This window comes from Rickettsia conorii str. Malish 7 (assembly GCF_000007025.1).
GTDB classification, from domain to species: domain Bacteria; phylum Pseudomonadota; class Alphaproteobacteria; order Rickettsiales; family Rickettsiaceae; genus Rickettsia; species Rickettsia rickettsii.
Window position 1 is genome coordinate 1,184,565 of record NC_003103.1, and the last position, 23,158, is coordinate 1,207,722.

Sequence of the window (23,158 nt, forward strand, 5' to 3'; positions counted from 1 at the left end):
ACGGAAAAGTAATAATTATTAATATAATATATAAATAGAGTAATTGACTAAGCCAAGACTTTTTTTCGTTTATTTCTTGATTAGTATAAATATAAAATGCTTGACTACCAATTAAGAAAACTGCAAGTTCAGAAGGATGGATAAAATATAGATATTTTTCTTTTTTAGAATCCAAGGTGCCATTAAATAAAAAGAAATTTCTAGCCCAATTGACCAACCAGGAGGTATCAACAAAAATTGATAAAGAGGAGGCGTGGCGTCAATAAAGTATTTTGTAAAATGTACTGTATTATTATTTCCAATAAACATTGTTACATCTTACAACAACATTGTTAGGTTTGCAAAAATTAAAAAAACCAGCCGGAAATGGAAGATGACACAGTTGCTTAAAAAAGAAAATTTTTGCTGCAAGAAGAAAGTAACTAAAATACAAAAGATATAAGTAGGATAAAGCCTTAAATATCTACGTTTCCAAAATTTTATTTTGCTTGTATAATTGCTCTGAATCATAGCCATATAAAAGCCGGAAATCATGAAAAAAGATTGTACTGCAATTGTTGTACCTATAAACTTAAGCAATGGATGAGAAGTTGAATGTGCAGCCACAACAGAAAGAGCAAATAATAACCTCACTACACCCATTATGTTAAATAATAATTATATTAGCAATTATATAATATCCAAAACCTACATCAAGTAACATAGCAGCACTTCTCACAATAATAGGATAAGTTATTTACATTAAAAGAGCCATTTTGTATTATGAAAATATATTTTTTTGAGGGAAAGGTAACCAAAATTCATGACCATAAAAATCCACACGGGAAAAGATTTCATAAAGATGCGAGCAGCAGGAAAATTAGCTGCAGAGACGCTCGATTTTATTACTGATCACGTAAAACCGAATGTCACTACTAATAGTTTAAATGGCCTTTGTCATAATTTTATTACTTCTCATAATGCCGTTCCTGCACCGTTAAATTACAAAGGCTTTCCGAAATCGATTTGTACTTCTATAAATCATGTGGTTTGTCACGGCATTCCAAACGATAAACCGTTAAAAAACGGTGATATAGTAAATATTGATGTTACGGTAATTTTAGACGGTTGGTACGGTGATACTAGCCGTATGTATTATGTCGGTGACGTAGCAATTAAGCCAAAGCGTCTTATTCAAGTAACTTATGATGCAATGATGAAAGGGATTGAAGTAGTTAGACCCGGTGCTAAACTCGGTGATATCGGACATGCTATTCAAAGCTATGCCGAGAAACATAATTATTCTGTGGTTAGAGATTATACGGGTCACGGTATCGGAAGAGTTTTTCATGACGAACCGTCAATATTAAATTACGGTCGCAGCGGCACAGGTCTAACGTTAGAAGAAGGGATGTTTTTCACCGTTGAACCTATGATAAATGCCGGTAATTATGACACTATATTAAGTAAACTAGATGGATGGACAGTTACTACACGTGATAAATCATTATCGGCTCAATTTGAGCATACTATAGGCGTGACTAAAGACGGTTTTGAAATATTTACGTTATCACCTAAAAAACTTGATTATCCTCCATACTAAACTGTAGGGTAAAACTTGATTTTGTTGTATGGCTATCTATGTCATTCCCGCGGGACATTTGTTGCGTGGATCAAAAAACGCACTCAGTGTCATCCCGTGGCTTGACCACGGGATCCAAAAAGCATTTAAAAAGACTAGATCCCGCGATCAAGTTAGCTAGGATCACATTAAAGATTACTGGATTCCCGCTTTTAGCTAGGAATGACATTAGCAACATTTTACTTATTTATAATTTGAATAAACATAAAAAATGTTAGAAAATAATTTGTTAGAATTTAGTAATGATGAAATAATAGATACGCCTCATTATATAGGTCACCGTAAAAGAGTAAAAGAACGCTTCGTTGCCGCCGGAGCAGAATATTTTTCTGATTACGAATTACTTGAAGTAATGTTATTTTCGGCTATCCCTCGTAAAGACATAAAACCTCTTGCTAAAAAATTACTTGATCATTTTGATATTACGGATTTAATTAACCTTGATAAGGAAAGGCTACTTAGTATTAAAGGCACCAATGAAAATTTATATATCAATTTTGCTCTACGTGAGCTGATAAATTAGAGTATTGAAACAAAAAATAATAAATAAAAATATTAATGCTTCTTGGAGTTCTTGGATTGATTATTTAAAAGTTAATATGGGCAATATGCGACTCGAACAATTTCGTATATTATTTTTGAATAAGAAAAATATTTTAATTGCTGATGAGGTTTTAAGTCAAGGAACTATAGACCAAGCTGCGGTATATCCACGTGAGATAATTAAACGAGCTTTATTTAACGAAGCAAGCAGCCTTATACTTGTGCATCATCATCCAAGCGGTAGCCCTGAACCTTCAAAAGCCAACATTCATATGACAAATAAGATAGTAGAGAAATGCCAAACCATAAATATTATAGTTTTAAATCTAATATGTTCCTATGAATATAAATAGCTACAGCACATTATTTATTTTTTCTTTTATATCCACCGCTATATTAACATATATATTAACTAAATATCTTCCTACTATCGGTTTAGTTGATATACCAAGTAACCGTCGTTCTCATGATAAGATAACACCGCGCGGCGGCGGTCTTGCTATTGTATTTGTTGTAATGATTGCTTTGAGCGGGTTTGAATATATAACGAGCAATAACTTTGTTAATTCAATAAAAATATTACCGTTATTATTGGCAATTGCTTCGATTTCCTTTTTAGATGACTTAAAAGCCGTACCTATTCTAATTCGTTTAATAGTCCACTTAATTTGTGCAGCTTTTGCTATTTTTCTTTTTTCGCAGCTAAACTCTGTACATATACTAATATATTCTATTTTAGTGATAGCTTTAAGCGGTTTTATTAATATATATAATTTTATGGACGGTATAGACGGTATGAGTTGTGTGGAATCTATCCATCTATCTAGCACTATGCTTATATTATGTTTTTTACAATTTCCGACTATTAATAATCCATATTTTATAACTAGTGTAAATGTTATTATTCTTGGTGGCTCTTGTGGTTTTTTAATATTTAATTGGCATCCGGCAAAAATATTTTTAGGAGACGTGGGAAGTATTAGTCTTGGATTCTTAACGGGTCTTTGTTTGCTCCTGCTGGCTCTTACAAGCACTAATTTATTTATAGCTTGTGCTATTGCTAGCTTATATTACATCACTGATGCAGTGCTAACCATATTAATTCGGCTACTCAATAAAGAAAAAATTTGGCAGCCTCATTTAAAACATTTTTTTCAAAAAGCAGTACAAAAAGGTAAATCTCATAAACAAGTAGTATCGATTATAGCAGTTTGTAATATATTTTTAATGATCATATCGGTTACATCTTTACATTTTCCCGTAATATCTATAATGCTTGCTTTAGCAGTCATAACTTTAACAGTGCAGAGTTTATTAAAATGAAGCTAATTAAAGAGGATATCGATAAAATAGTTAGACATATATTTGCTAAACAACATCCATTGCTGCCTGAAATCATGATTAACTGGAATAAAATAGTCGGGTTTAACTTCAGCACTAAAGCATTACCTTTAAAAATCACCACCTATACTTATAAAAAACAAAAGATTAATACGCTGTTTATACAAGCTGAAGATAATGCTACTGCAGCAGAATTACCTTATTATCAAGATATTATTCTAGAACGTATTAAAATTTATTTAGGCTTTGCAGCAATACATCAAATGAACGTAACGTTTTATAAAGGCAAAAAGAGTCTTTAGATTAAGAGTTTGTTGGCATGAATATCAATGCCATCTCTACTATAACTCCGCAAGCTTGTAGGTGTTGTTGCCTGGCTCAGTTTATGTCATTCCCGCTTCCGCGGGAATGACATCGTACGGGCTAACCATACAACAACTCTGCAACCGTAGGATCTAGGAAAAATAATAAAAATGCTGTAAATCAGAATTTTTTACTGGATTGCTTCATCAATTACTTCGTAATTTTCCTCGCAATGACAAAAAAGCTGAATCATGCGATAATACCTTGCAGTCGCTTAGCTCATGACGTCTCAGTATCCACGTAGGCAATACCAAGACATACAAACAAAAAAAGGAGTCTTTATTAAAGACTCCTTTTTCGTGTTAATAGCTTGTAAAAAGATTTAAGACTAATTACATATCAAATCTTAATCCTGCCATTAAGTTATGACCTTTATAATGGGTTCCACCAAATTTAACTTTATCCCCGTTAATAGTTTTGGTGGTATTTTTTGTTTTACCGTAATCTCTCCAGCTATAAACTAGTTCAGCTTTTACACCTTGTGCAACTTCAAATGAAGTTCCTAAAGATAATTGATAAGCAAAGTTAGTTTTGTTTTTAGTAGTACCGTTGAAAGTGTCAGTTACACCACCTTTAATATCTTTAGAGTGAATTTTTTCCTTTACAAAAGCAGCACCAACACCTGCACCTGCAAATACTTTAAACATGCTTAAATCGACGAAATCAACATAACCGTTAAGTAATACACTTACAATAGTAGGTTTATTTTTTACTGAGAAAGAATTACCGTCTGGATAAGTTTTTGATTTCTTTAAATGACTACTTGCTACCGTTCCAATTGTTAAATCGGTTCTTAGATTATCCATGATATAGTAACCCGCACCGATCTCACCTGTAAACCCTGTATTAGACTTTATATTAGACTTTATATTATTTAACTTAAAATCTGCTCCTTTAGGTTTTGTTTTGTTAAAAATCACACCGCCGGCATTAAGTTTTAAATACCATTGATTTTCCACAGATGATGACATCGATGAATTAGTAGATGAATCTACAGAAGAATTCATATCACAATCAGCAAATGAAAGACCAGAAGTTAAAAGTGCTGTGCTTGCAGCTGCTATTAAAAGTAATTTTTTCATATTGTTAAATTTTTCCTTTAAATTTTATTAGTTGTTAGTAAAAACGATATTAGATAATAATTTTACAATTTTTACCTAAATTCGATAAAAAATAGCTTTAAGTGACATTTCTGAGTTGTCATCTAATATCACTCCGTGGCTTAACCACCGGAATCCAGTCTTTTTTTTTTGTATTTCTAGATACCGTGGTTAAGCCACGGTATGATATTAGGTTATTACCTAAAACTATTAATATATTCTTGTTAATTATATATCAAATCTTATACCGGCTGTTAAGTTATGGCTTTGATAATGCATACCACCGGTTGGTACACTTGTTCCTTGGTAAATTACATTCTTACTTTTGGTTCTACCATCATCTATCCAGCTATAAGCTAGTTCTACTTTAACACCGTCGGCAATTTGTGCAGAAGTACCTAAAGTTAGCTTGTAAGAAATATTAGTTCTGTTTTTAGTGTTAGATGAAAGACCGGTTATCCCATTATATGTAATTTTTTCTTTAACTAATGCAGAACCAACACCGGCACCAGCAAAAACATCGAACATATCAAAATTAGTTAAATCTACATAACCGTTAATGAGTAAACGTGTAATAGTAGGTTTATGGCTTGCTGAAATATTAGTACGGGTAAAAGGTGCATTAGTCGCAGCTCCGGATTTCTTTAACTTACCACCGATTATAGTACCTAAAGTTAAATCGGCTCTAAAGTTTTCGGAAATATAATAACCGATACCTAAAGCAACTGGAACAGTTGTATTAGATTTTAATTTAACACCGGTTGCCTTATCTTTTTCTTCATTAAACATTGCTGCACCGGTATCTATTCTTAAATACCACTCATGATCCATGCCCTCAGCAAATGATACGCTAGAAGACAACATTGTTGCACTTGTAGCAGCTATTAAAAGTAACTTTTTCATGATTAGCACCTCAAATTAAATAATTAAACATTATTTTAATGGCATATATAACATATTATATTTTTTAATTCTATATTTAATCGGCAATTAGATTCATATAATAAAGCTTTTATTAAGTTTTGTGACAAAATAAACACATATAGTTAATTCATGTTATTTTAGGTTCTGTGAAGATTGCTAATTGATTTGTTATTTTGAGATATTTTTAAGCGAAAATTATAAGATTTTTGAAGGAATAGTTAATCCTATTTCAAAAAAATCTTATAATTTTCGCTTAAAAATATCTCAAAATAACAAATCAATTAGCAATCTTCACAGAACCTATATATTTATTAAACTTATCTTTCTCATCTTTAAATTTATCGGCATCAGGCAAAGCAGTTTTTTTTTTTGTAATATTTTTCCATCCTTTATTTTCTATAAAATCTTTTGCACGTTCTACCCATTCTATTAACCCCGGTGATTCAGGTTTAATAGCACCTATAGGACAATCAGGAACACAAACGCCGCAATCTATACATTCATCGGGGTTAATGACTAACATAAAATCATCTTCCCTTTCACCTTCATAAAAACAATCTACAGGACATACTTCAACACAATCGGTATATTTACATTTTACGCATTCATCGGTTACAACATAAGTCATTTTATTATCTGTTTTTGATTTTGTCGATTAATATAGCAGTTCTTAAAAGTAATACTAATAGAAAATATAATATAAAACTAATAAACATGATAATTAAAGGCTTTAGCATTGAAGAGTGAATAGTTGGACTCCCTAGCCTTAAAACACTAGCAGGCTGATGCAGACTATACCAAATATTTACCGAGAATTTTACTATCGGTATGTTAATCAGTCCGATAAGAGCAATAATAGAAGAAGGATTTTGTGCCTTTCTTATATTATCCGCACTATTCACTATAATAATATAGCTTAAATATAATAAAAATAATATGAGCATGGAGGTAAGTCTTGCATCCCAAACCCACCATGTCCCCCATATAGGTTTTCCCCATAAAGAACCTGTTACTAAACTAATCAAAGTAAAAGTAGCCCCAACATAACTAGAAGCTACGGCTAGCAAATAGCTAATAGTAGTTTTCCATACTAAATAGCTAAAGCTGCATACTGCCATGAAAACATAAACACCAAGAGCCATCCAAGAGGCAGGGACATGAACATACATAATGCGTACAAAATCACCTTGCTGATAATCTACCGGCGAAACTATGAGGGCTAAATAAAGACCTATAATCATCATTACGCAAGTAGATATAGCTAATATAGGTATTATAACCTTTGATAATTTATTAAAATAATAGGGGGTTAATAGTTTTAGCATGTTTTCTTACTTCTTTATGTCATTCTGTGGCTAGAAATAACAGTTCTTATCCTCTTAAAAAACTCTTTCATTAATAGCCCCGAATCTTCGGCAAGAATTCCGCTATATATTTCCGGTCTATGAAAACAAGCACTACTGTTAAAATATCGCAAATTACTTTCGACTACTCCGTGCTTGGAATCAGAAGCCCCATAAAATAAACGTTTTAACCTGCTATGAGCTATAGCTGCCGCACACATAGCACAAGGTTCTAAAGTAACGTAAATATCATAATCATTTAAATTTTTAGAAGATATAAGATTACATGCTTCATTAATAGCAATAATTTCAGCATGATAAAGAGCGTTATTTTTTTCTTCCGTATTGTTATGGGTACTAGCAATAATTTTCTGATGTAACCTATCTACAACTACCGCTCCGACCGGGACTTCATTTTTATCAAAAGCAATCTTTGCTTGTTTTAAAGCTTGCTCCATGAAAAAATTATTAAAATTAGCTTCTTTATCTAACAATATATTCACGGTACTTTACGTGTTCTTCGATTCCAAAAGGATCTTGGTGGATAATTATTTCAGCCTCCGGAAATTCCTGCAATATTTCAAAAGCAATCTCATCGCTAATTTTATGAGCATTATAAAGCGACATATTACCGTCCATTTCCAGATGGCACTGGATAAAAGCTTTTTGACCGGCATATCTAGTTTTCATTTCGTGCATACCTTTTGCCCCTAAATGGTTATTAACTATCGAGATAATTTTTTGTCTGTCTTGTTCGGGTAATTCATGATCTACTAAATTTTTAAATGCCTTTTTAAATAAAGAATAAGAAGAGTGAAATATATATAACGAAATAACTACACCAAATAATGGGTCAACAAACCAAAAATAATCACTTAAATTTATAGAGATAATTACTATAACATTAGTTAGTAAGTCCGTGAAATAATGAAGCTTATCGGCTTTTACTATTTCCGATCCTGTTTTTTTAATTACATAAGTTTGGTAAAACACTAAAATAATTGTTAAGAATATACATACATACATTACAGTAGTACCGTCGCTCATATTCTCCGGTTTTGTTTTTTCAAATAAAGATTTAACCGAAGAAAAGCCTACAAAAAAAGCTGAAGCAAAGAAAAATATCGATTGAGAAAAAATTGTTAAATCCTGCAGTTTTTCATACCCGAATCGATGATGATGATCCGGCGGTTGCAGGGCAAATCTTAAAGCTATTAGATTAATAAAGGAGGAAGTTATATCAAGCATTGAATCAATTAAAGAAGCAAGGATTGATTGCGAATCGGTAACAACCCAAGCATATAATTTTATACTTAAAATAATTAATGCCGTAGTAACCGATAAATAAGATGCCGATTTTATTAACTGATTACGGCTATTAGTATCCATGACAAATCTTTCCAATTTATTTATTTGTAGTTTAACAAAGAAAATATAAAATTCAATTATAATGAGGTTCTGTGAACAAAATTAAAAATAATATTTTAAAATACAAATAATTTAAATTTTGTTTACAGAATCTAGTTTTAGCTTTACAAAATTCTAAAAACCATATACTTATTAATTATATATTAATTTAGAGAGAATTATATGAAACTATTATCTAAAATTATGATTATAGCTCTTGCAACTTCTATGTTACAAGCCTGTAACGGTCCGGGCGGCATGAATAAACAAGGTACAGGAACACTTCTTGGCGGTGCTGGCGGCGCATTACTTGGTTCTCAATTCGGTAAGGGCAAAGGACAGCTTGTTGGAGTAGGTGTAGGTGCATTACTTGGAGCAGTTCTTGGTGGACAAATCGGTGCAGGTATGGATGAACAGGATAGAAGACTTGCAGAGCTTACCTCACAGAGAGCTTTAGAAACAGCTCCTAGTGGTAGTAACGTAGAATGGCGTAATCCGGATAACGGCAATTACGGTTACGTAACACCTAATAAAACTTATAGAAATAGCACTGGTCAATATTGCCGTGAGTACACTCAAACAGTTGTAATAGGCGGAAAACAACAAAAAGCATACGGTAATGCATGCCGCCAACCTGACGGACAATGGCAAGTTGTGAATTGATAGACAAAACGTCATTGCGAGGAAAATTACGAAGTAATTGCCGAAGCAATCTCAGGAATTTTATTATTTCATGAGATTGCCACGCAGCTTATGGCTGCTCGCAATGACGTTATAACAAAAGGAGCAACCTATGACTTTCATAATAACAAGTACGGCATTTAAACATAATGATCGCATTCCTGATAAATTTACTTGTAAAGGACAAAATGTTTCACCGCATCTAGAATGGAGTAATGCTCCTTCAGATACTAAATCTTTTGCACTTATAATGGATGATCCGGATGCACCGGTAGAAATAGCACCGCCACACGGTATATGGGATCATTGGGTAATATATAATATTTCTGCTTCTATTACTAAGCTTTCAGAAGGACAAATAGATAGTAGTATTAAAATTTTAAATAATAGCTGGCAAGAAAAAAAATACGGCGGTCCTTGTCCACCTGCCGGCAAACCTCATCGTTATTTTTTTAAACTATATGCCCTAAATGATTATCTTGAGCTTGATGAGAATGCTAGCAAGCCAGATTTAGTATTAGCCCTGCAAAAGCATTTACTTGCCGAGGCAGCACTAATCGGCATTTATTCTATTTAATGAATGCTATTTATTGCCCACTGTGTCATCCCGTGGCTTAACCATGGGATCTAGAAAAATAACTTAAAACATTAATAACTTTAGTATTTATTACTGGATCCCGTGGTCAAGCTACGGGATGACAGAAGTGAACTGACACATGCAAAAACCTATAATCGAGTTTCGTAACGTATCTAAAAAATTCGGTAATAAATTGCCGATAAATAACGTTAGTTTCACTGTCAAAAAAAATAATATCACTACTTTAATCGGACCTAACGGTGCAGGTAAAACTACCATAGTACGCTTAATGCTTGGACTTGAAAAACCTACAAGCGGCGAGATTATAATTGATCCCAAACTAAAAATTGGATATGTACCGCAGAAGTTCGGATTAACCCCTGATTTACCTATTACAGTAAAAAATTTTTTAGAGTTGTTAGCACCGAGTAATTTTAATAACAATATTAAAGAGATTAACTCATTTATTGATTTGGAACATATAAAAGATCAAGAAATTTCTAAGCTCTCAGGAGGGCAGTTTCAAAAGGTAGTTCTTGCATGTTCAATAGTTAATAATCCCGACTTAATTATTTTAGATGAACCGTTACAGTCTTTAGACGTAACAAGCCAACAAGAATTTTATCAGCTTATTAATTTGATTCGTAAAAAGCTCAATATTACGGTTTTTATGATTTCTCATGATTTATTTACCGTAATAAAAAACTCCGATCAAGTGATATGCTTAAACGGTCACATATGTTGCAGCGGAATACCAAATGAAATAACTCCTAACTCTGAATTCTCAAATGCACTTTCTGCTCTAGGCTTCTATACCCACCACCATGACCATAAGCATTAGAATTCTTGCATAACTTATTTGTCTCCAAAAGGATCTCTCCTTATTAGCTATGTTATGCAAGAATTCTATTATACTTGAATTGTATTCCACGCTCACCTAAGCTTGTTCTGTAGCATCACCTATCAACTCTACTTTTAATGCATTGTGATCCGTATTATCGAACTGAGTTAAATCATTTTCATTTGTATTACCTGATTCTTGTTGGCCTGTTATCACATTAAACAATTCTTTCGTAATGAGCCTGGCCTTAGATAAGCTTTTTACCTTATAACTATTTTCAATAAAGAGTTTCTGCTGACTTGGTTCCATTGCAAGTAATTCTTTCACACTAACACCGGCGTCAGTCAAACTTTTTATATTATCGTCATTTTCAACAAAGAATTCTTGTTTATTGTTTTCTATATTCGAAATTTGTGCAAAAGTAAAACCTATGTTAAGCAACGATATTTCCTCTTCTGTTAAATCTCGGTTAATTTGCTTACTTATTATAATTTGTTGTAGTAATTTACTATCAGTTTTTAGCTCTTCAATAGTAGAATATTGATTAACCTGGTTATTAGCATTTTTTCCTAAATTTAATTCTATTGTTGGTACTTCTCTTGTAATAGGATAAACATTCATCGCCATATATAAATCTTGCTCCATTGGTTTTGGATGAAGTATAGTGTTTATATCAAGTTTAGGAGTTTGTCCGCCACATCCTACATATAAATTTAATGCTTGTTTTTGTAATGCTTCTCTCAATTTATTTATTATAGGTACAAATAATAATTTATCTTCTTTCCCTAAATGCTCAAATGAATCTAGTACCATACATAGAAGTGGCTTTTTCATTCTTTTTTCCCTCTCCAGCAAGCCAAACATATGACTGAGCTCTTATATTTCCTTCATCATCCGTAATTATATAAAAACCGGCATTTGCTTTACTCATACCGTCTAAAATACATCTTTCGGAATCATGTCCTATAGATTGGCAAGAATTACTAAATTTACCAAGCATAAAACCTTTCATATCATCGGCAGGTAATTTAGGAAAATTATACTTTTTGCCTGTTACCTCTATATCAAAATTAATATCAGGCATAAATATTCTTTTATAAAGTTCAATGCTTTTTGAAAACTATTATTATCTAGTTTTCCTTTTAAAGAAAAATTAGCTAAATTTTTTGCATGTAATTTATTTTCTTCTGATAATTCTTCTTCGTTGTACTTATAAGATTCTTTAATTACTATTTCAGTTACTTGATTTACTAATTCTTTAAATCATTTTTAGTTATCTGCTGAAAATCATTTAATTTATTTTCTTTAAGAATTTTTTGAAATTTTTCAGTTTTTTCCAGTAAGTGTGCATTACTGAAAATATATAATGAGTCTCTTCCAGATTTATTTAAAATTTGAAAAAATTCTAATGTTTTGGAAGACAATGTTTGTGGTAAATTAAATTGAAAACTCAATTCTATTGTTTCTTTTGTATCATAATTAACAGTTTTTAAGTAACTTTTTATATCTTCTAAATTTCCAAAGTAAGTAGATACTTTTTTAGCCATTTCTAAAGAATTTAAACCGCCATTCTCCGTATATTAAGTCAGTGATTTTCGACAATATGGCAATATTCCTTACATAGTCTTTACTAATAAGATTTTTTTAAGGTGTGTATTTGTACTTAAATATTGCTTATGTATTTTTGCAAAAACATCATTAGTATTTAATTGATCAAAATTATTTTCTAATAATTCTTTTAATGTATCACTAGACTTTTTATTAAAGCCCTCTTTATATAATATATTTCAGCATCGTCTTGGTTTATTCCAGCTTTTTCTAAAGTCATGGGATTACTTTTAGCATTTTCTTCTAAGGTTGTTATGGCCTTTTCTAAATTAATTTTTTCTTTTGGATCACTAGCTTTCGCTAGTTTTTTGTTTAATTGTTCCAAGCGTTGCTTTGGATCTTATTTATCTATCCATTCTTCGGTAGTTAATAAATTATAAATTTTTTCAATATTATTAAATGTAACTTTCATTAATTTCTTCTTTTATAATTATTCTACAGAAAACCCATGATAATTTTTAGAAAATAGCAAGGATTAGATTAATTTTTCTTAACGAAATCAAGGGATGAGTGTTAAGGATAATTTAGAAATACATCAAATAGCAAATTATATAGAGTAACTTGCTATTTATATTAGATCACACCAAATATTGCTTTAAATATCTACCGGTATGGCTTTCCTCACAGGCAGCGATGTCGGCAGGGGTGCCACATACAACTATCTTACCACCTTTGTCGCCACCTTCAGGACCGACGTCAATAATATAATCTGCAGTTTTTATAACATCTAAATTATGCTCGATAACTAAAACGGTATTGCCCATATCAACAAGTTTATGTAACACTTTTAACAATTTATTAATATCGTCGATATGTAATCCCGTAGTCGGTTCATCAAGTATATAAAGCGTTTTACCGGTTGAACGTCTTGATAATTCTTTAGCAAGCTTAACGCGTTGTGCTTCACCACCTGAAAGAGTAGTAGCAGACTGACCGATTTTAATATAGCCTAGACCCACTTCATTTAAGGTAATTAATTTTTCATAGATTAACGGTATTTTTTCAAAAAACTGCATCGCATCTTCTACAGTCATCATCAAAATATCGGCAATAGATTTACCTTTATATTTTATTTCAAGCGTTTCTCTATTATATCTGTGACCGTTACAAATATCACACTTTACATATACGTCAGGTAGGAAATGCATCTCTATTTTTATTAGCCCATCACCTTGGCATGCTTCACATCTACCACCTTTAACGTTAAACGAAAATCTGCCTACTTTATACCCTCTAGCTTTTGATTCAGGTAACTCCACAAACCAATCCCTAATATGGGTAAAGGCACCTGTATAAGTCGCAGGGTTTGAACGAGGAGTTCTACCTATCGGAGATTGATTAATATCGATAATTTTATCAATATATTCAAGTCCTTTTAACTCTCTATATTTGCCAGGAAATACTTTGCTAGTTGGCTCTAAATGCTTTAGAGCCGCTTTATACAGAGTATGAATCATCAAGCTTGATTTACCGCTTCCCGATACTCCCGTTATAGCGGTAAAAGTACCAAGCGGAATTTTGATATCAACATTATCTAAATTGTTGGAAACCGCCCCAAGTAATTCAATTGCCCTATTATCATGCCCTACTCTTGTTTCAGACGGCACTTTGATTGTTTGACGACCACTTAGATACCTACCTGTGATACTTTCTTCAAAATTCTTTATTTCTTCAACATTTCCTTCCGCAATAACACGACCGCCGTGAATACCGGCTCCCGGTCCTATATCAATAATATGGTCTGCTTCATATATTGTTTCTTCATCATGCTCGACTACCAAAACGGTATTACCCAAATCTCTAAGCCTTTTTAGTGTCTCAATTAATCTTGTATTATCTCGTTGATGAAGACCAATAGACGGCTCATCAAGTACATATAAAACACCGCTCAGTCCTGAACCTATTTGAGATGCAAGACGAATACGCTGACTTTCCCCCCCCGATAAAGTACCTGCTTCTCGTGATAACGTTAGATAATCAAGCCCAACATTCATAAGAAATTTTAATCTCTCGGTAATTTCTTTGAGTATACGCTCAGCAATAAATAATTGCTTTTTATTTAATTTTTCTTCTAAGTGACTAAACCATTTTTGCAAGGCTGCAATACTCATACCTGCTACTTCGCCTATATGCAAATTTGCTATTTTAACGCATAATGCTTCGTCTTTTAATCTAAACCCTGAACAAGCAGTACATTTATGCTCTGACTTAAATTTAGCTAGTTCTTCTTTAATTAAAACCGATTCTATAGTACGGTCCTTTTCTTGCAAACTTGGTATTATACCGGCAAAAGGTTGTTTTATTATTTGCGTTTTAGAACCATCGTGAAATTCAAACTTTATTGCCTCTTCTCCTGAACCTTCAAATAAAATATCCTTAACATTTTGTGATAAACTTACAAAAGGTACTTCAATAGAAAATTTATAATGATCGGCAAGAGCCTTTAATGTCTCTAGGATAAATTTAGAAGCTGTACTACCCCAAGGCACTATTGCACCGTCTTTAATAGCAATTCTTTGATCCGGAACTATTAAATCTCTATCAAAGAAAAACTCCTTACCTATCCCTTCACATTTAGGACATGCTCCAAAAGGACTATTAAAAGAAAAGATTCGAGGCTCTATTTCAGTAAGCTGAAAACCCGATACCGGACAAGAATATTGCTCGGAAAAAGTAATACGCTGATTTTTTTCAAACTCGCTCTTAACTGCCGGCGGTAATTCTACAATTTCCAAATAAGTAATACCCTCGGCAAGATTTAACGAACTCTCTAAGCTATCTGCAAGTCTATTACCTAAACTTTCGTCTAGAACTATTCTATCAACGATCACTTCTATATTATGTTTCTTATTTTTATCAAGTTTCGGTAAATCATCAATTTCGCAAACTTCCCCGTTAACTATTAATTTCTGAAAGCCTTGCTTTTTCAAATCCATAATTTCACGCTTGAACTCACCCTTATGTCCTCTAACAATAGGAGCGAGTAAATATATTTTCGTACCCTTAGGTAGTTCGTTAATTATATCTACCATCTCGGAAACTGTTTGGCTATGTATCGGAAGACCGGTTGCCGGAGAGTAAGGAATACCCACCCTTGCATATAATAACCTAAGATAATCGTAAATTTCCGTTATAGTTCCAACCGTAGAACGTGGATTTTTGGAAGTAGTTTTTTGGTCAATTGCAATAGCAGGCGATAATCCGGAAATAGATTCTACATTAGGTTTATTTTGTAAATGTAAGAATTGCCTTGCATATGAAGATAAACTTTCAACATATCGCCTTTGACCTTCTGCATAAATAGTATCAAACGCTAAAGAAGACTTGCCTGAACCGCTAAGACCGGTGATAACAACAAATTTATTCCTTGGAATATTAACATTTATATTTTTTAGATTATGCTCTTTAGCACCGCGTACCTTAATATATTCTTGGTTCATAATCACTTCACTACAAAATTTTTGAGATATTTTTTAAAAAACCTGTAGTATTATAGGCTCTTTTATTTTATTATTGCAATAGTAATATTTTAAAGTAGGTAGTAATCTATGGCAGGTAGTTTAAATAAAGTAATATTAATAGGTAATGTAGGGCGTGATCCGGAAATGAGAACTACGGGCGAAGGAAAAAAAATCATTAATCTTTCCTTAGCAACAACCGAAACTTGGAAAGATCGAATTACCAGCGAACGAAAAGAACGAACTGAATGGCATAGAGTAGTGATATTTAGTGAAGGGTTAGTATCTGTTGTAGAACGCTATGTCACAAAAGGTAGCAAATTATATATTGAAGGTTCATTGCAAACCCGTAAGTGGAATGATAATTCAGGTCAAGAAAAATATACCACGGAAGTTGTGTTACAAAACTTTAATTCACAATTAATATTATTAGATAGTAAAAACTCTAATAATCATAATCAAGATTCAGGGCATAGCGAATATAAACATCCTGAAACTAAAAATCATTCCTTTGACCATAGCGACTTAGACGACGAAATACCGTTTTAATCAAAATTGTTATGAAAAATTTTATTTGGGCAATAATATTTTTAATACCAATATTTCTTTCAGGGTGTTCTACTACTCATGATGTAGCTAGAAGGGTAAAGCATTCGCAAGATATAGCAACTCAAAATAACTTTCAGATGAGGCTAGTAAACGGTGGTGATTTTACTCTTACGACTTATCAGCGTATTACCGACCGTAACCTACCTTTTGTATTCTATATTGAGGGAGATGGACATCTTGCGGATGGATCTGCTAATTCCGACAACCCTACTCCCGTTAATCCGATGCTCTTAAAGCTTGCTACAATGGATAAAAGACCGAATATTGTTTATATAGCAAGACCTTGCCAATATACTCCTTTAGAAATGAACTCAAAATGCATTAGCGATTATTGGTTAGATAAAAGAATGGGACAGGAAGTCGTAGATTCAATTAACAATGTCATAAATATTATCAATAACGGACAAAAATTTAGCTTAGTCGGCTTCTCCGGTGGCGGCGGGCTTACAATATTAATTGCCGCTCAAAATAGTAATGTTAAAGATATTATAACGATTGCCGGTAATTTAGATACTAAAAAGTTTGATAAATATCATAATTATCGTGGTTACTTAGTTAAATCCTTAAACCCGATAAATTATGCAAAACAGGTTAATAATATCCCTCAATTACATCTCTCCGGCATGGATGACAAAAGAGTCCCGCCTTTCATAGCAGCACTTTACGTAAAAACAAGTAACTCACCGTGTGTAAAAAAGCAAACTTTTCCTAATATTTCTCATGCAAAAGGTTGGGATAAAGTTTGGTCTAATATATTAGATATTCCTCTGATTTGTAATTAGGCATTAGGAAATATTATTAATTTATATTCAAGCACTTATCATGGCTTTTGCCCTTAATGTTATGCCGGCTGTACCAAATTGTTTTAGACATTTTCCAATCTTTAAACGCTTTACTTCCGTAACATTTACATATGCTGTATCAGCTGCTTGTATGTATGTTATTAGCTCTTTTGGCTTTCCTCATTTAATAAAAACCTTTAGCAACTGAGAAGTATTAATTATTATGATTCCAACAAGTATTGGATTTGGTATATTTCATTTTGAAAAATTGGAGAAAGAAAGTGGAAATTATCCGACAAAATCTTTTGCTCCTTCTCCGGTGATGTCTGCTTAATTGATAAATATTTATAGCAGGTTTCCTGTAATATCTCTTAGTTTAAGCATATTATTAGAGAATTACAGGAAATAATCAAAAGTTTTAATAATTAGTAATAATTATAATCTATAATATTGACGTTTCACTAAGCCTTGCAGCTTAAGACCGCCTTTAGCACACATCCATCGCAGTAACTCGTTAGCAGCGTTTGCATATTCACCTCTGTTTAGCTTTTGCTGCAATGTTGATGCTTGAAATGCCCCAGCCCCACAGTTGAAAATAAACGAGATTAAGGCGGCTTGTTGGTTTTCGGTTAATGGCACACCCTAGTGGACGATTATCGATACATTTACCAGCTTCGAGTAATTATTATTTATCTTTCTACAGATCCTCGCTTGCTTTTTTGCGATATATTCTTGGGAGTAGTAATAAGAAATGAGGAAGGGGAGATTTATGTTTGTTAATAGTAGTCCTTATGCGTTCTAGTGTTTGTTTAGTATTTTTATTAGCATGTGTTATAGCATCCATATAAAATACCTACTTCTTTCTGTTCTTTTTTGAAAGCTTCTTTATTTCCTATGTTAGCCAAAGCTTTAAAACTATGTTTTATAACTTGTCCAATATTTTTAAAAACATGCGAATTATCTTTTTTAGCTGTTTCTTTGCACAATATATCTAGATTCTCTAATTCTTTTTTGAGTTATTGAGAAATTGCTTTTTTGTTTTCAGGATTTTCCTTCCATTTTTCATAAGTATTAATAATCTTTTCTAATTTTTCTTTAAACTCTTTTTCGTTATTACTCGGTTTTAAATTAAGCATTACACCAGAATGGTCTGATGATAGTTCTGTGAGGGTATTAATAATCATTTCTTCTTTTAATCCATTATTAGCTCCATTAAGCAAATTTTCATATTTATGTCTAAATATGGAGCGATACTTGTGATATCATGATTATTAAATATTAGTTAACACAAAAGAAATTAAAGCTTTAATTAATAAACTTGAGAAATATTTTTAATATTTCGTTTTATAAGGTGATAAATTTACTATTTAGCAGAAAGAGAAAAGCTGCTTAGTTTAGAGACTTGGTGAAAGACAATTAATATTCAGTTAAACGGTCAAAAGCTTGATTTTATGCTGCATCTGCGGTTTGATACGTTTGTAGAAATACCGAGAAATGCAGAATGGCGCACCCTAAAGGATTCGAACCTCTGACCCACAGATTAGAAATCTGTTGCTCTATCCAGCTGAGCTAAGGGTGCTAAACATTTATGGTAAACATAATATCAGTTTAAGCAAAGTTTTTCAAGGATTCTTTTTTTATTAAAAATAATAAGCAAATATGATAAAAAATATTCATGGATAAATTCTACAATTACAATTCTTCTTCACATCAGGCTTTACTTAGTTTTAAAGTAAAGCCTAATTCTAAACAAAATCTAATTAGCAATTTTGTAATTATTAATAATATCCCATATCTAAAATTATCTATAAAAGCAATACCGGAACAAGGTAAAGCGAATGAAGAAATCATAAATTATTTAGCAAAAGAATGGAAATTATCACGTAGTAATATCGAAATTATTAAAGGTCATACTCATAGCTTAAAAACGATATTGATAAAAAATATTAATGAAGACTATTTAAATTTGATTATTAATTCCTATATTAAATAAGGTGCAGTTGTTGCTAGACTTCCAATGTCATTCCCGCATAGGCGGGAATCCAGTTTATATTTATTATTTTCTAGATTCCTGCTTCCGCAGGAATGACATAAGCAGTCATATGACGAAAAAATAATTTATTAACTGGAATAATTATGATACAAGAAAAAAAGAAATTTGATGCCGAGGTTGGCAAGATTTTAAATTTAATGATTCACTCTCTTTATAGTAATAAAGAGATTTTTATGAGGGAGTTAATTTCCAATGCTTCGGATGCTTGTGATAAATTACGTTATTTATCTCAAAGTAATAGTGAATTAGTAGCTGGCGATAGCAATTTTAAAATTACGGTTAAAGTCGATAAAGATCACAGACAAATCATTATCCGTGATAATGGCATCGGCATGAATAAAGACGATTTAATTGAAAATCTCGGTACTATTGCAAGATCGGGTACGGCAAATTTTCTTAAAAGCCTATCCGGTGATTCTAAAAAAGACAATATGCTAATCGGTCAATTTGGTGTTGGATTTTATTCAAGCTTTATGGTAGCCGATAAAGTGACTGTAACCTCAAGAAAAGCTGGGGAAGATAAAGTCCATATTTGGGAATCAGACGGGCTTGGTGAATATACTGTCTCAGATTCAGATAAAGAGTTCACAAGAGGCACGGAAATCGTTTTACATATCAAAAAGGAAGAAGATACATTCCTTGATCATTTTAGATTAAAACACATCGTTAAAAGCTATTCCGATCACATAGCAGTACCAATATATTTCTTTGATGAAGCTGGTAATAATGAAATCCAGCTTAATTCAGCTTCTGCATTATGGACAAGACCGAAATCGGAAATTACGGAAGAACAATATAAAGAATTCTACAAAAGTCTATCTTATGCCATTGATGACCCTTGGATAACTATGCATAATAAAAACGAGGGAGCTATAGAATTTACTAACCTACTTTTCATTCCATCAAGCAAAACATTTGATTTATTCCACCCTGATCGCAAAAGGCGAGTAAAATTATATATAAAAAGAGTATTTATATCTGATGAGAATATAGATTTAATCCCGTCATATTTAAGATTTTTACGAGGCGTGGTTGATTCAGAAGATTTACCACTAAATATTAGCCGTGAATCACTGCAGCATAATAGCGTGCTTGAGAAAATCAAAAATGCTATTACAAAAAGAGTGCTTGGTGAGCTTAGAAAAAAGAAAGAGGAATCACCTGAAGAATATAATAAGTTTTGGGCTAATTTCGGCGGTGCTTTAAAAGAGGGTTTATGTGAGGCTACTACCAACCATGAAAAATTATTAGAGGTATGCATATTCAGGAGTGCCTTGCATAATAAAATGATCAGCCTTGACGAATATATAGCGAATTTTAAAGAAGGGCAGAGTACTATATATTATTTAAGCGGTGATAACCCCGATAAATTACTTTCAAGCCCACAAATCGAAGGGTTGTTAAGTAAAAAAATCGATGTATTACTTTTTACCGATACAGTGGATGATTTTTGGGTAAATGTTAATAGCAAATATAAAGAACATGCTATTAAATCAGCGACAAGAAGCGATATCGATGTAGAGCAAACTACTTCACAATCTGAGGAGAAAAATACAGATAGTACAAAATCCAATGATGAATATAAATTGCTAACAGATTATTTTAAAGAGACACTAGGGGAGTTGGTAAAAGAAGTTAAGATCTCTAAAAAACTTACTTCAAGTCCTGCTTGTCTTGCCGTTAGCGACGCTGCTATGGATATTCGTATGGAGAGATTTTTGATTGAACAGAAACAAATAGCTAATGCCTCAGCTAAAAATCTAGAGTTAAACCCTAAAAATAAAATCATAGAGAAAATCTTTAACGACTTAAAAGCAAATAATAAAAATAATGAAGAATTGGTTAATCTAATATTTGATCAAGCCTGTATTTTAGAGGGTGAACCGGTTGCTGATACAGGTGCATTTTCAAAGAGATTAAACGATATTGTACAAAAAGCCATATTATAACTTTAAACTTTTTTAATTTTAATGTAGAATAGTTGCAAACGTGAGTTTGGAAGTATTGTTCTGTTCGATGTCATTCCCGCGTAGGCGGGAATCTAGAAAGAACATTCAAAATATCTGATTATAGAATTTTATAATTAATAAAATGGATTCCCGCCTACGCGGGAATGACATCGAGAAAATGTCTTATTACGATATTATATTTAGCAAACATATAGATAAGATCAAAAGCGAAGGAAGATATCGAGAATTTAAGGCCTTAAAAAGACAAGCCGATAATTTTCCTTTTGCAGAACACGCTAATAAACAAATAGTTATGTGGTGCATTAATGACTATTTGGGTATGAGTAAACATGCAAAAGTAATGCACGCTTCTATAGATGCCTTGCTAAAATACGGTGTTGGATCAGGTGGAACTCGCAATATCGGCGGTAATAATATTGCCATTCTTGAGCTTGAAAAAGAACTTGCAAATTTACACAAAAAGCAAGCAGCTTTAGTTTTTACATCCGGTTTTGTTGCAAATGATACAACGCTTGCAAGTCTTGCTAAAATCATGCCGGATATAGTATTTTTCTCCGATGAGCTAAATCATGCATCAATAATTGCAGGGATTACAAGTTCAAGAGCCGAGAAATATATATATAGACATTTAGACGTTAAGCATCTAGAAGAACTTTTACAATCAGTCGATATTAATAGACCGAAAATTGTTGTTTTTGAATCGGCTTACTCTATGGACGGTTTTTTCTCACCTATCAAAGATATAATCAACTTAGCCAAAAAATATAATGCTTTAACCTTTATCGATGAAGTTCATACGGTCGGTTTATACGGTAAACAGGGTGGCGGTATTGCCGAGCTTCTTAATTGTAGTGATCAAATCGATATTATTCAAGGGACACTTGCCAAAGCATATGGTACTATCGGCGGTTATATCACTAGCAACCATAATTTAGTCGATGCTATAAGACTAACCGCTCCAGGGTTTATTTTCACTACTTCATTGCCGCCGGTAATTTCTACCGCTGCAACGCATAGTATTAGACATCTTAAAGAATCGAATGAAGAACGAATAAAACATCAAGAAGTAGTTACAAAACTTAAAAATTCTTTTGAACGTTTTAATATACCTTATTTGAAAAATGAAAGTCATATAGTGCCGATAATTATTGGTGATCCGATTAAAACGGCGAAAGCCTCAAATATGCTCCTTAATGAATACGGTATTTACGTTCAACATATCAATTTTCCAACCGTACCGAGAGGTACGGAACGCCTCCGCATCATCCCAACCCCTGCCCATACCGACAAAATGATCAATGATTTATCTGTAGCTTTAGTGCAGATATTTGCCGAACTTGATATAGAATTATCTTCTGCTAAAGAACTGAACGAAGAAGTACGCTTAAATCTTATTGCTTAACACCATTGTGAGGAAAATTACTCAGTAATTGACTAAGCGGTCTAATAAAAAATGCTCTTAATGTCATTCCTGCGTGGCATTGTTGCGTGGATTGGTTTTCCGTCATTGCGAAAAGAATTACGTAGTAATTCGACGAAGCAATTCAGTAAAAAATTCTGTACATCAGAATTTTTTTAATTATTTTTTTGGATTGCCACGTCGCTTCGCGCCTAGCAATGACGATTTGGCCTCCACGCAACAACACTTTCAGTTATTTAGCTCATAACGATATCTATCTTTGGTTAACAATGCCACAAATCTTATACCCAATTTATTTACTTGCTTTTGCTCCTAAATCATCTAGTTTATTGCAATATACTCTAAAAAAGTAAGATATAACCCTTTAAATTCTTTTTAAAAAACAAAGGGTTACCCCATAAATACCTTATCTTTATATAATTTAAAAAATAGTTGTATTTTTATACCACTATAATATTAATTTTTTATTTCTATATAATTAATTTGTTTACTTTGAAGAATTTATAATTTATTTTTT

Annotated in this window: 27 protein-coding genes, 1 tRNA gene and 2 pseudogenes; 14 read left to right on the forward strand and 16 right to left on the reverse strand. The window is 32.4% G+C overall.

What is annotated here, in order from left to right; translation table 11 throughout:
• Positions 1 to 318: 318 nt before the first annotated feature.
• Positions 319 to 642, reverse strand: a complete 324-nt coding sequence (locus RC_RS11320) for an acyltransferase family protein (protein WP_010977837.1) — start codon at positions 640 to 642, stop codon at positions 319 to 321.
• 160 nt (positions 643 to 802) lie between these two features.
• Here RC_RS11320 and map point away from each other — a divergent pair, with 160 nt between their 5' ends.
• The 5 genes from map to RC_RS06350 all read left to right on the forward strand — a co-directional run bounded on the left by map (position 803) and on the right by RC_RS06350 (position 3,807).
• The gene (gene map, locus RC_RS06330; RefSeq protein ID WP_010977838.1) at positions 803 to 1,582 is read left to right on the forward strand and encodes a type I methionyl aminopeptidase; all 780 of its coding nucleotides are present in this window, start codon (positions 803 to 805) and stop codon (positions 1,580 to 1,582) included.
• A 250-nt stretch (positions 1,583 to 1,832) separates the two neighbouring features.
• On the forward strand, positions 1,833 to 2,144 hold the full coding sequence (locus tag RC_RS06335; protein ID WP_010977839.1) for a UPF0758 domain-containing protein: 312 nt from the start codon (positions 1,833 to 1,835) through the stop codon (positions 2,142 to 2,144).
• 4 nt (positions 2,145 to 2,148) lie between these two features.
• Positions 2,149 to 2,517 (forward strand): JAB domain-containing protein, encoded by a 369-nt coding sequence (locus RC_RS06340; protein WP_010977840.1) that lies wholly within the window; start codon positions 2,149 to 2,151, stop codon positions 2,515 to 2,517.
• Positions 2,504 to 3,487 (forward strand): MraY family glycosyltransferase, encoded by a 984-nt coding sequence (locus tag RC_RS06345; RefSeq protein WP_010977841.1) that lies wholly within the window; start codon positions 2,504 to 2,506, stop codon positions 3,485 to 3,487. The genes RC_RS06340 and RC_RS06345 overlap by 14 nt, the downstream gene beginning before the upstream one ends.
• Positions 3,484 to 3,807 (forward strand): DUF721 domain-containing protein, encoded by a 324-nt coding sequence (locus RC_RS06350; RefSeq protein WP_010977842.1) that lies wholly within the window; start codon positions 3,484 to 3,486, stop codon positions 3,805 to 3,807. The genes RC_RS06345 and RC_RS06350 overlap by 4 nt, the downstream gene beginning before the upstream one ends.
• Before the next feature lie 393 nt (positions 3,808 to 4,200).
• Here RC_RS06350 and RC_RS06355 read toward each other — a convergent pair whose 3' ends face one another.
• The 6 genes from RC_RS06355 to RC_RS06380 all read right to left on the reverse strand — a co-directional run bounded on the left by RC_RS06355 (position 4,201) and on the right by RC_RS06380 (position 8,624).
• Positions 4,201 to 4,950, reverse strand: a complete 750-nt coding sequence (locus RC_RS06355) for an outer membrane protein (RefSeq protein WP_010977843.1) — start codon at positions 4,948 to 4,950, stop codon at positions 4,201 to 4,203.
• A 246-nt stretch (positions 4,951 to 5,196) separates the two neighbouring features.
• A complete protein-coding gene (locus RC_RS06360; RefSeq protein WP_016830997.1) occupies positions 5,197 to 5,871 on the reverse strand; it encodes an outer membrane beta-barrel protein in 675 nt (224 codons plus the stop codon).
• 298 nt (positions 5,872 to 6,169) lie between these two features.
• On the reverse strand, positions 6,170 to 6,520 hold the full coding sequence (locus RC_RS06365) for a ferredoxin family protein (protein WP_010977845.1): 351 nt from the start codon (positions 6,518 to 6,520) through the stop codon (positions 6,170 to 6,172).
• Between the two features lie 4 nt (positions 6,521 to 6,524).
• A complete protein-coding gene (locus RC_RS06370; protein WP_004997210.1) occupies positions 6,525 to 7,217 on the reverse strand; it encodes a heme ABC transporter permease in 693 nt (230 codons plus the stop codon).
• A gap of 14 nt (positions 7,218 to 7,231) precedes the next feature.
• Positions 7,232 to 7,738, reverse strand: coding sequence for a nucleoside deaminase (locus RC_RS06375; protein ID WP_010977846.1), 507 nt, complete (start codon positions 7,736 to 7,738; stop codon positions 7,232 to 7,234).
• Positions 7,719 to 8,624 (reverse strand): cation diffusion facilitator family transporter, encoded by a 906-nt coding sequence (locus tag RC_RS06380; RefSeq protein WP_041471752.1) that lies wholly within the window; start codon positions 8,622 to 8,624, stop codon positions 7,719 to 7,721. The genes RC_RS06375 and RC_RS06380 overlap by 20 nt, the downstream gene beginning before the upstream one ends.
• Before the next feature lie 201 nt (positions 8,625 to 8,825).
• Between RC_RS06380 and RC_RS06385 the strand changes: the two genes are divergently transcribed.
• Positions 8,826 to 9,305: an RT0821/Lpp0805 family surface protein gene (locus tag RC_RS06385; protein ID WP_004997204.1), complete on the forward strand. Its 480-nt coding sequence runs from the start codon at positions 8,826 to 8,828 to the stop codon at positions 9,303 to 9,305.
• On the opposite strand, the pseudogene RC_RS11335 reads toward RC_RS06385, so the two are convergent.
• A pseudogene (locus RC_RS11335) lies at positions 9,304 to 9,390 on the reverse strand (lytic transglycosylase domain-containing protein); the annotation flags it as partial. The gene RC_RS06385 and the pseudogene RC_RS11335 sit on opposite strands and share 2 nt — an antisense overlap.
• Positions 9,391 to 9,435: 45 nt before the next feature.
• Between RC_RS11335 and RC_RS06390 the strand changes: the two are divergent.
• Together RC_RS06390 and RC_RS06395 are read left to right on the forward strand one after the other, a co-directional pair.
• Complete coding sequence (locus RC_RS06390) at positions 9,436 to 9,900, forward strand: YbhB/YbcL family Raf kinase inhibitor-like protein (protein WP_010977848.1); 465 nt, start codon at positions 9,436 to 9,438, stop codon at positions 9,898 to 9,900.
• Positions 9,901 to 10,039: 139 nt separating this feature from the next.
• Positions 10,040 to 10,741 carry an ATP-binding cassette domain-containing protein gene (locus RC_RS06395; protein ID WP_010977849.1) on the forward strand — a complete coding sequence of 234 codons (702 nt, stop codon included), beginning with the start codon at positions 10,040 to 10,042 and terminating at the stop codon, positions 10,739 to 10,741.
• A gap of 96 nt (positions 10,742 to 10,837) precedes the next feature.
• Here the strand turns inward: RC_RS06395 and RC_RS10600 are convergent, their stop codons facing one another.
• From RC_RS10600 to uvrA, 5 genes are all read right to left on the reverse strand, one after another.
• The gene (locus tag RC_RS10600; protein WP_233417451.1) at positions 10,838 to 11,554 is read right to left on the reverse strand and encodes a hypothetical protein; all 717 of its coding nucleotides are present in this window, start codon (positions 11,552 to 11,554) and stop codon (positions 10,838 to 10,840) included.
• Positions 11,535 to 11,825 (reverse strand): hypothetical protein, encoded by a 291-nt coding sequence (locus tag RC_RS06410; RefSeq protein WP_010977851.1) that lies wholly within the window; start codon positions 11,823 to 11,825, stop codon positions 11,535 to 11,537. The genes RC_RS10600 and RC_RS06410 overlap by 20 nt, the downstream gene beginning before the upstream one ends.
• A gap of 166 nt (positions 11,826 to 11,991) precedes the next feature.
• The gene (locus tag RC_RS06415) at positions 11,992 to 12,288 is read right to left on the reverse strand and encodes a hypothetical protein (RefSeq protein WP_010977852.1); all 297 of its coding nucleotides are present in this window, start codon (positions 12,286 to 12,288) and stop codon (positions 11,992 to 11,994) included.
• A gap of 191 nt (positions 12,289 to 12,479) precedes the next feature.
• Entirely contained in the window at positions 12,480 to 12,674 is a 195-nt protein-coding gene (locus tag RC_RS06420) for a hypothetical protein (RefSeq protein WP_010977853.1), read from the reverse strand.
• Positions 12,675 to 12,927: 253 nt separating this feature from the next.
• The gene (gene uvrA, locus RC_RS06425) at positions 12,928 to 15,789 is read right to left on the reverse strand and encodes an excinuclease ABC subunit UvrA (RefSeq protein ID WP_041471753.1); all 2,862 of its coding nucleotides are present in this window, start codon (positions 15,787 to 15,789) and stop codon (positions 12,928 to 12,930) included.
• Positions 15,790 to 15,897: 108 nt separating this feature from the next.
• Here uvrA and RC_RS06430 point away from each other — a divergent pair, with 108 nt between their 5' ends.
• From RC_RS06430 to RC_RS10605, 3 genes and pseudogenes are all read left to right on the forward strand, one after another.
• Positions 15,898 to 16,356 (forward strand): single-stranded DNA-binding protein, encoded by a 459-nt coding sequence (locus RC_RS06430; RefSeq protein ID WP_010977855.1) that lies wholly within the window; start codon positions 15,898 to 15,900, stop codon positions 16,354 to 16,356.
• Positions 16,357 to 16,367: 11 nt separating this feature from the next.
• A complete protein-coding gene (locus tag RC_RS06435) occupies positions 16,368 to 17,198 on the forward strand; it encodes an alpha/beta hydrolase family protein (protein ID WP_010977856.1) in 831 nt (276 codons plus the stop codon).
• Between the two features lie 40 nt (positions 17,199 to 17,238).
• Positions 17,239 to 17,532 (forward strand): annotated as a pseudogene (locus RC_RS10605) (hypothetical protein).
• A gap of 101 nt (positions 17,533 to 17,633) precedes the next feature.
• Here the strand turns inward: RC_RS10605 and RC_RS06445 are convergent.
• From RC_RS06445 to RC_RS06455, 3 genes are all read right to left on the reverse strand, one after another.
• Positions 17,634 to 17,837 (reverse strand): lysozyme, encoded by a 204-nt coding sequence (locus RC_RS06445; RefSeq protein ID WP_010977858.1) that lies wholly within the window; start codon positions 17,835 to 17,837, stop codon positions 17,634 to 17,636.
• A 377-nt stretch (positions 17,838 to 18,214) separates the two neighbouring features.
• Complete coding sequence (locus tag RC_RS06450; protein WP_004997182.1) at positions 18,215 to 18,418, reverse strand: hypothetical protein; 204 nt, start codon at positions 18,416 to 18,418, stop codon at positions 18,215 to 18,217.
• A gap of 282 nt (positions 18,419 to 18,700) precedes the next feature.
• Positions 18,701 to 18,777, reverse strand: a tRNA-Arg gene (locus RC_RS06455).
• Positions 18,778 to 18,873: 96 nt separating this feature from the next.
• Between RC_RS06455 and RC_RS06460 the strand changes: the two genes are divergently transcribed.
• The 3 genes from RC_RS06460 (at position 18,874) to hemA (ending at position 22,623) form a co-directional block, all read left to right on the forward strand.
• On the forward strand, positions 18,874 to 19,191 hold the full coding sequence (locus tag RC_RS06460; protein ID WP_004997180.1) for an A1G_07140 family DUF167 domain protein: 318 nt from the start codon (positions 18,874 to 18,876) through the stop codon (positions 19,189 to 19,191).
• 143 nt (positions 19,192 to 19,334) lie between these two features.
• Positions 19,335 to 21,200 carry a molecular chaperone HtpG gene (htpG, locus tag RC_RS06465; protein ID WP_010977860.1) on the forward strand — a complete coding sequence of 622 codons (1,866 nt, stop codon included), beginning with the start codon at positions 19,335 to 19,337 and terminating at the stop codon, positions 21,198 to 21,200.
• 178 nt (positions 21,201 to 21,378) lie between these two features.
• Positions 21,379 to 22,623: a 5-aminolevulinate synthase gene (gene hemA, locus RC_RS06470; protein WP_016830561.1), complete on the forward strand. Its 1,245-nt coding sequence runs from the start codon at positions 21,379 to 21,381 to the stop codon at positions 22,621 to 22,623.
• Positions 22,624 to 23,158 lie beyond the last annotated feature (535 nt).

Coding starts and splice junctions, on each gene's coding strand:
- RC_RS06415 (WP_010977852.1), bottom strand. CDS start 12,288: ATGGCTAAAAAAGTATCTACTTACTTTGGAAATTTAGAAGATATAAAA.
- uvrA (WP_041471753.1), bottom strand. CDS start 15,789: ATGAACCAAGAATATATTAAGGTACGCGGTGCTAAAGAGCATAATCTA.
- RC_RS06435 (WP_010977856.1), top strand. CDS start 16,368: ATGAAAAATTTTATTTGGGCAATAATATTTTTAATACCAATATTTCTT.
- RC_RS06370 (WP_004997210.1), bottom strand. CDS start 7,217: ATGCTAAAACTATTAACCCCCTATTATTTTAATAAATTATCAAAGGTT.
- RC_RS06395 (WP_010977849.1), top strand. CDS start 10,040: ATGCAAAAACCTATAATCGAGTTTCGTAACGTATCTAAAAAATTCGGT.
- htpG (WP_010977860.1), top strand. CDS start 19,335: ATGATACAAGAAAAAAAGAAATTTGATGCCGAGGTTGGCAAGATTTTA.
- RC_RS06345 (WP_010977841.1), top strand. CDS start 2,504: ATGAATATAAATAGCTACAGCACATTATTTATTTTTTCTTTTATATCC.
- RC_RS06350 (WP_010977842.1), top strand. CDS start 3,484: ATGAAGCTAATTAAAGAGGATATCGATAAAATAGTTAGACATATATTT.
- RC_RS06410 (WP_010977851.1), bottom strand. CDS start 11,825: ATGCCTGATATTAATTTTGATATAGAGGTAACAGGCAAAAAGTATAAT.
- RC_RS11320 (WP_010977837.1), bottom strand. CDS start 642: ATGGGTGTAGTGAGGTTATTATTTGCTCTTTCTGTTGTGGCTGCACAT.
- RC_RS06390 (WP_010977848.1), top strand. CDS start 9,436: ATGACTTTCATAATAACAAGTACGGCATTTAAACATAATGATCGCATT.
- RC_RS06365 (WP_010977845.1), bottom strand. CDS start 6,520: ATGACTTATGTTGTAACCGATGAATGCGTAAAATGTAAATATACCGAT.
- RC_RS06460 (WP_004997180.1), top strand. CDS start 18,874: ATGGATAAATTCTACAATTACAATTCTTCTTCACATCAGGCTTTACTT.
- hemA (WP_016830561.1), top strand. CDS start 21,379: ATGTCTTATTACGATATTATATTTAGCAAACATATAGATAAGATCAAA.
- RC_RS06360 (WP_016830997.1), bottom strand. CDS start 5,871: ATGAAAAAGTTACTTTTAATAGCTGCTACAAGTGCAACAATGTTGTCT.
- RC_RS06335 (WP_010977839.1), top strand. CDS start 1,833: ATGTTAGAAAATAATTTGTTAGAATTTAGTAATGATGAAATAATAGAT.
- RC_RS06430 (WP_010977855.1), top strand. CDS start 15,898: ATGGCAGGTAGTTTAAATAAAGTAATATTAATAGGTAATGTAGGGCGT.
- RC_RS10600 (WP_233417451.1), bottom strand. CDS start 11,554: ATGGTACTAGATTCATTTGAGCATTTAGGGAAAGAAGATAAATTATTA.
- RC_RS06355 (WP_010977843.1), bottom strand. CDS start 4,950: ATGAAAAAATTACTTTTAATAGCAGCTGCAAGCACAGCACTTTTAACT.
- RC_RS06380 (WP_041471752.1), bottom strand. CDS start 8,624: ATGGATACTAATAGCCGTAATCAGTTAATAAAATCGGCATCTTATTTA.
- map (WP_010977838.1), top strand. CDS start 803: ATGACCATAAAAATCCACACGGGAAAAGATTTCATAAAGATGCGAGCA.
- RC_RS06385 (WP_004997204.1), top strand. CDS start 8,826: ATGAAACTATTATCTAAAATTATGATTATAGCTCTTGCAACTTCTATG.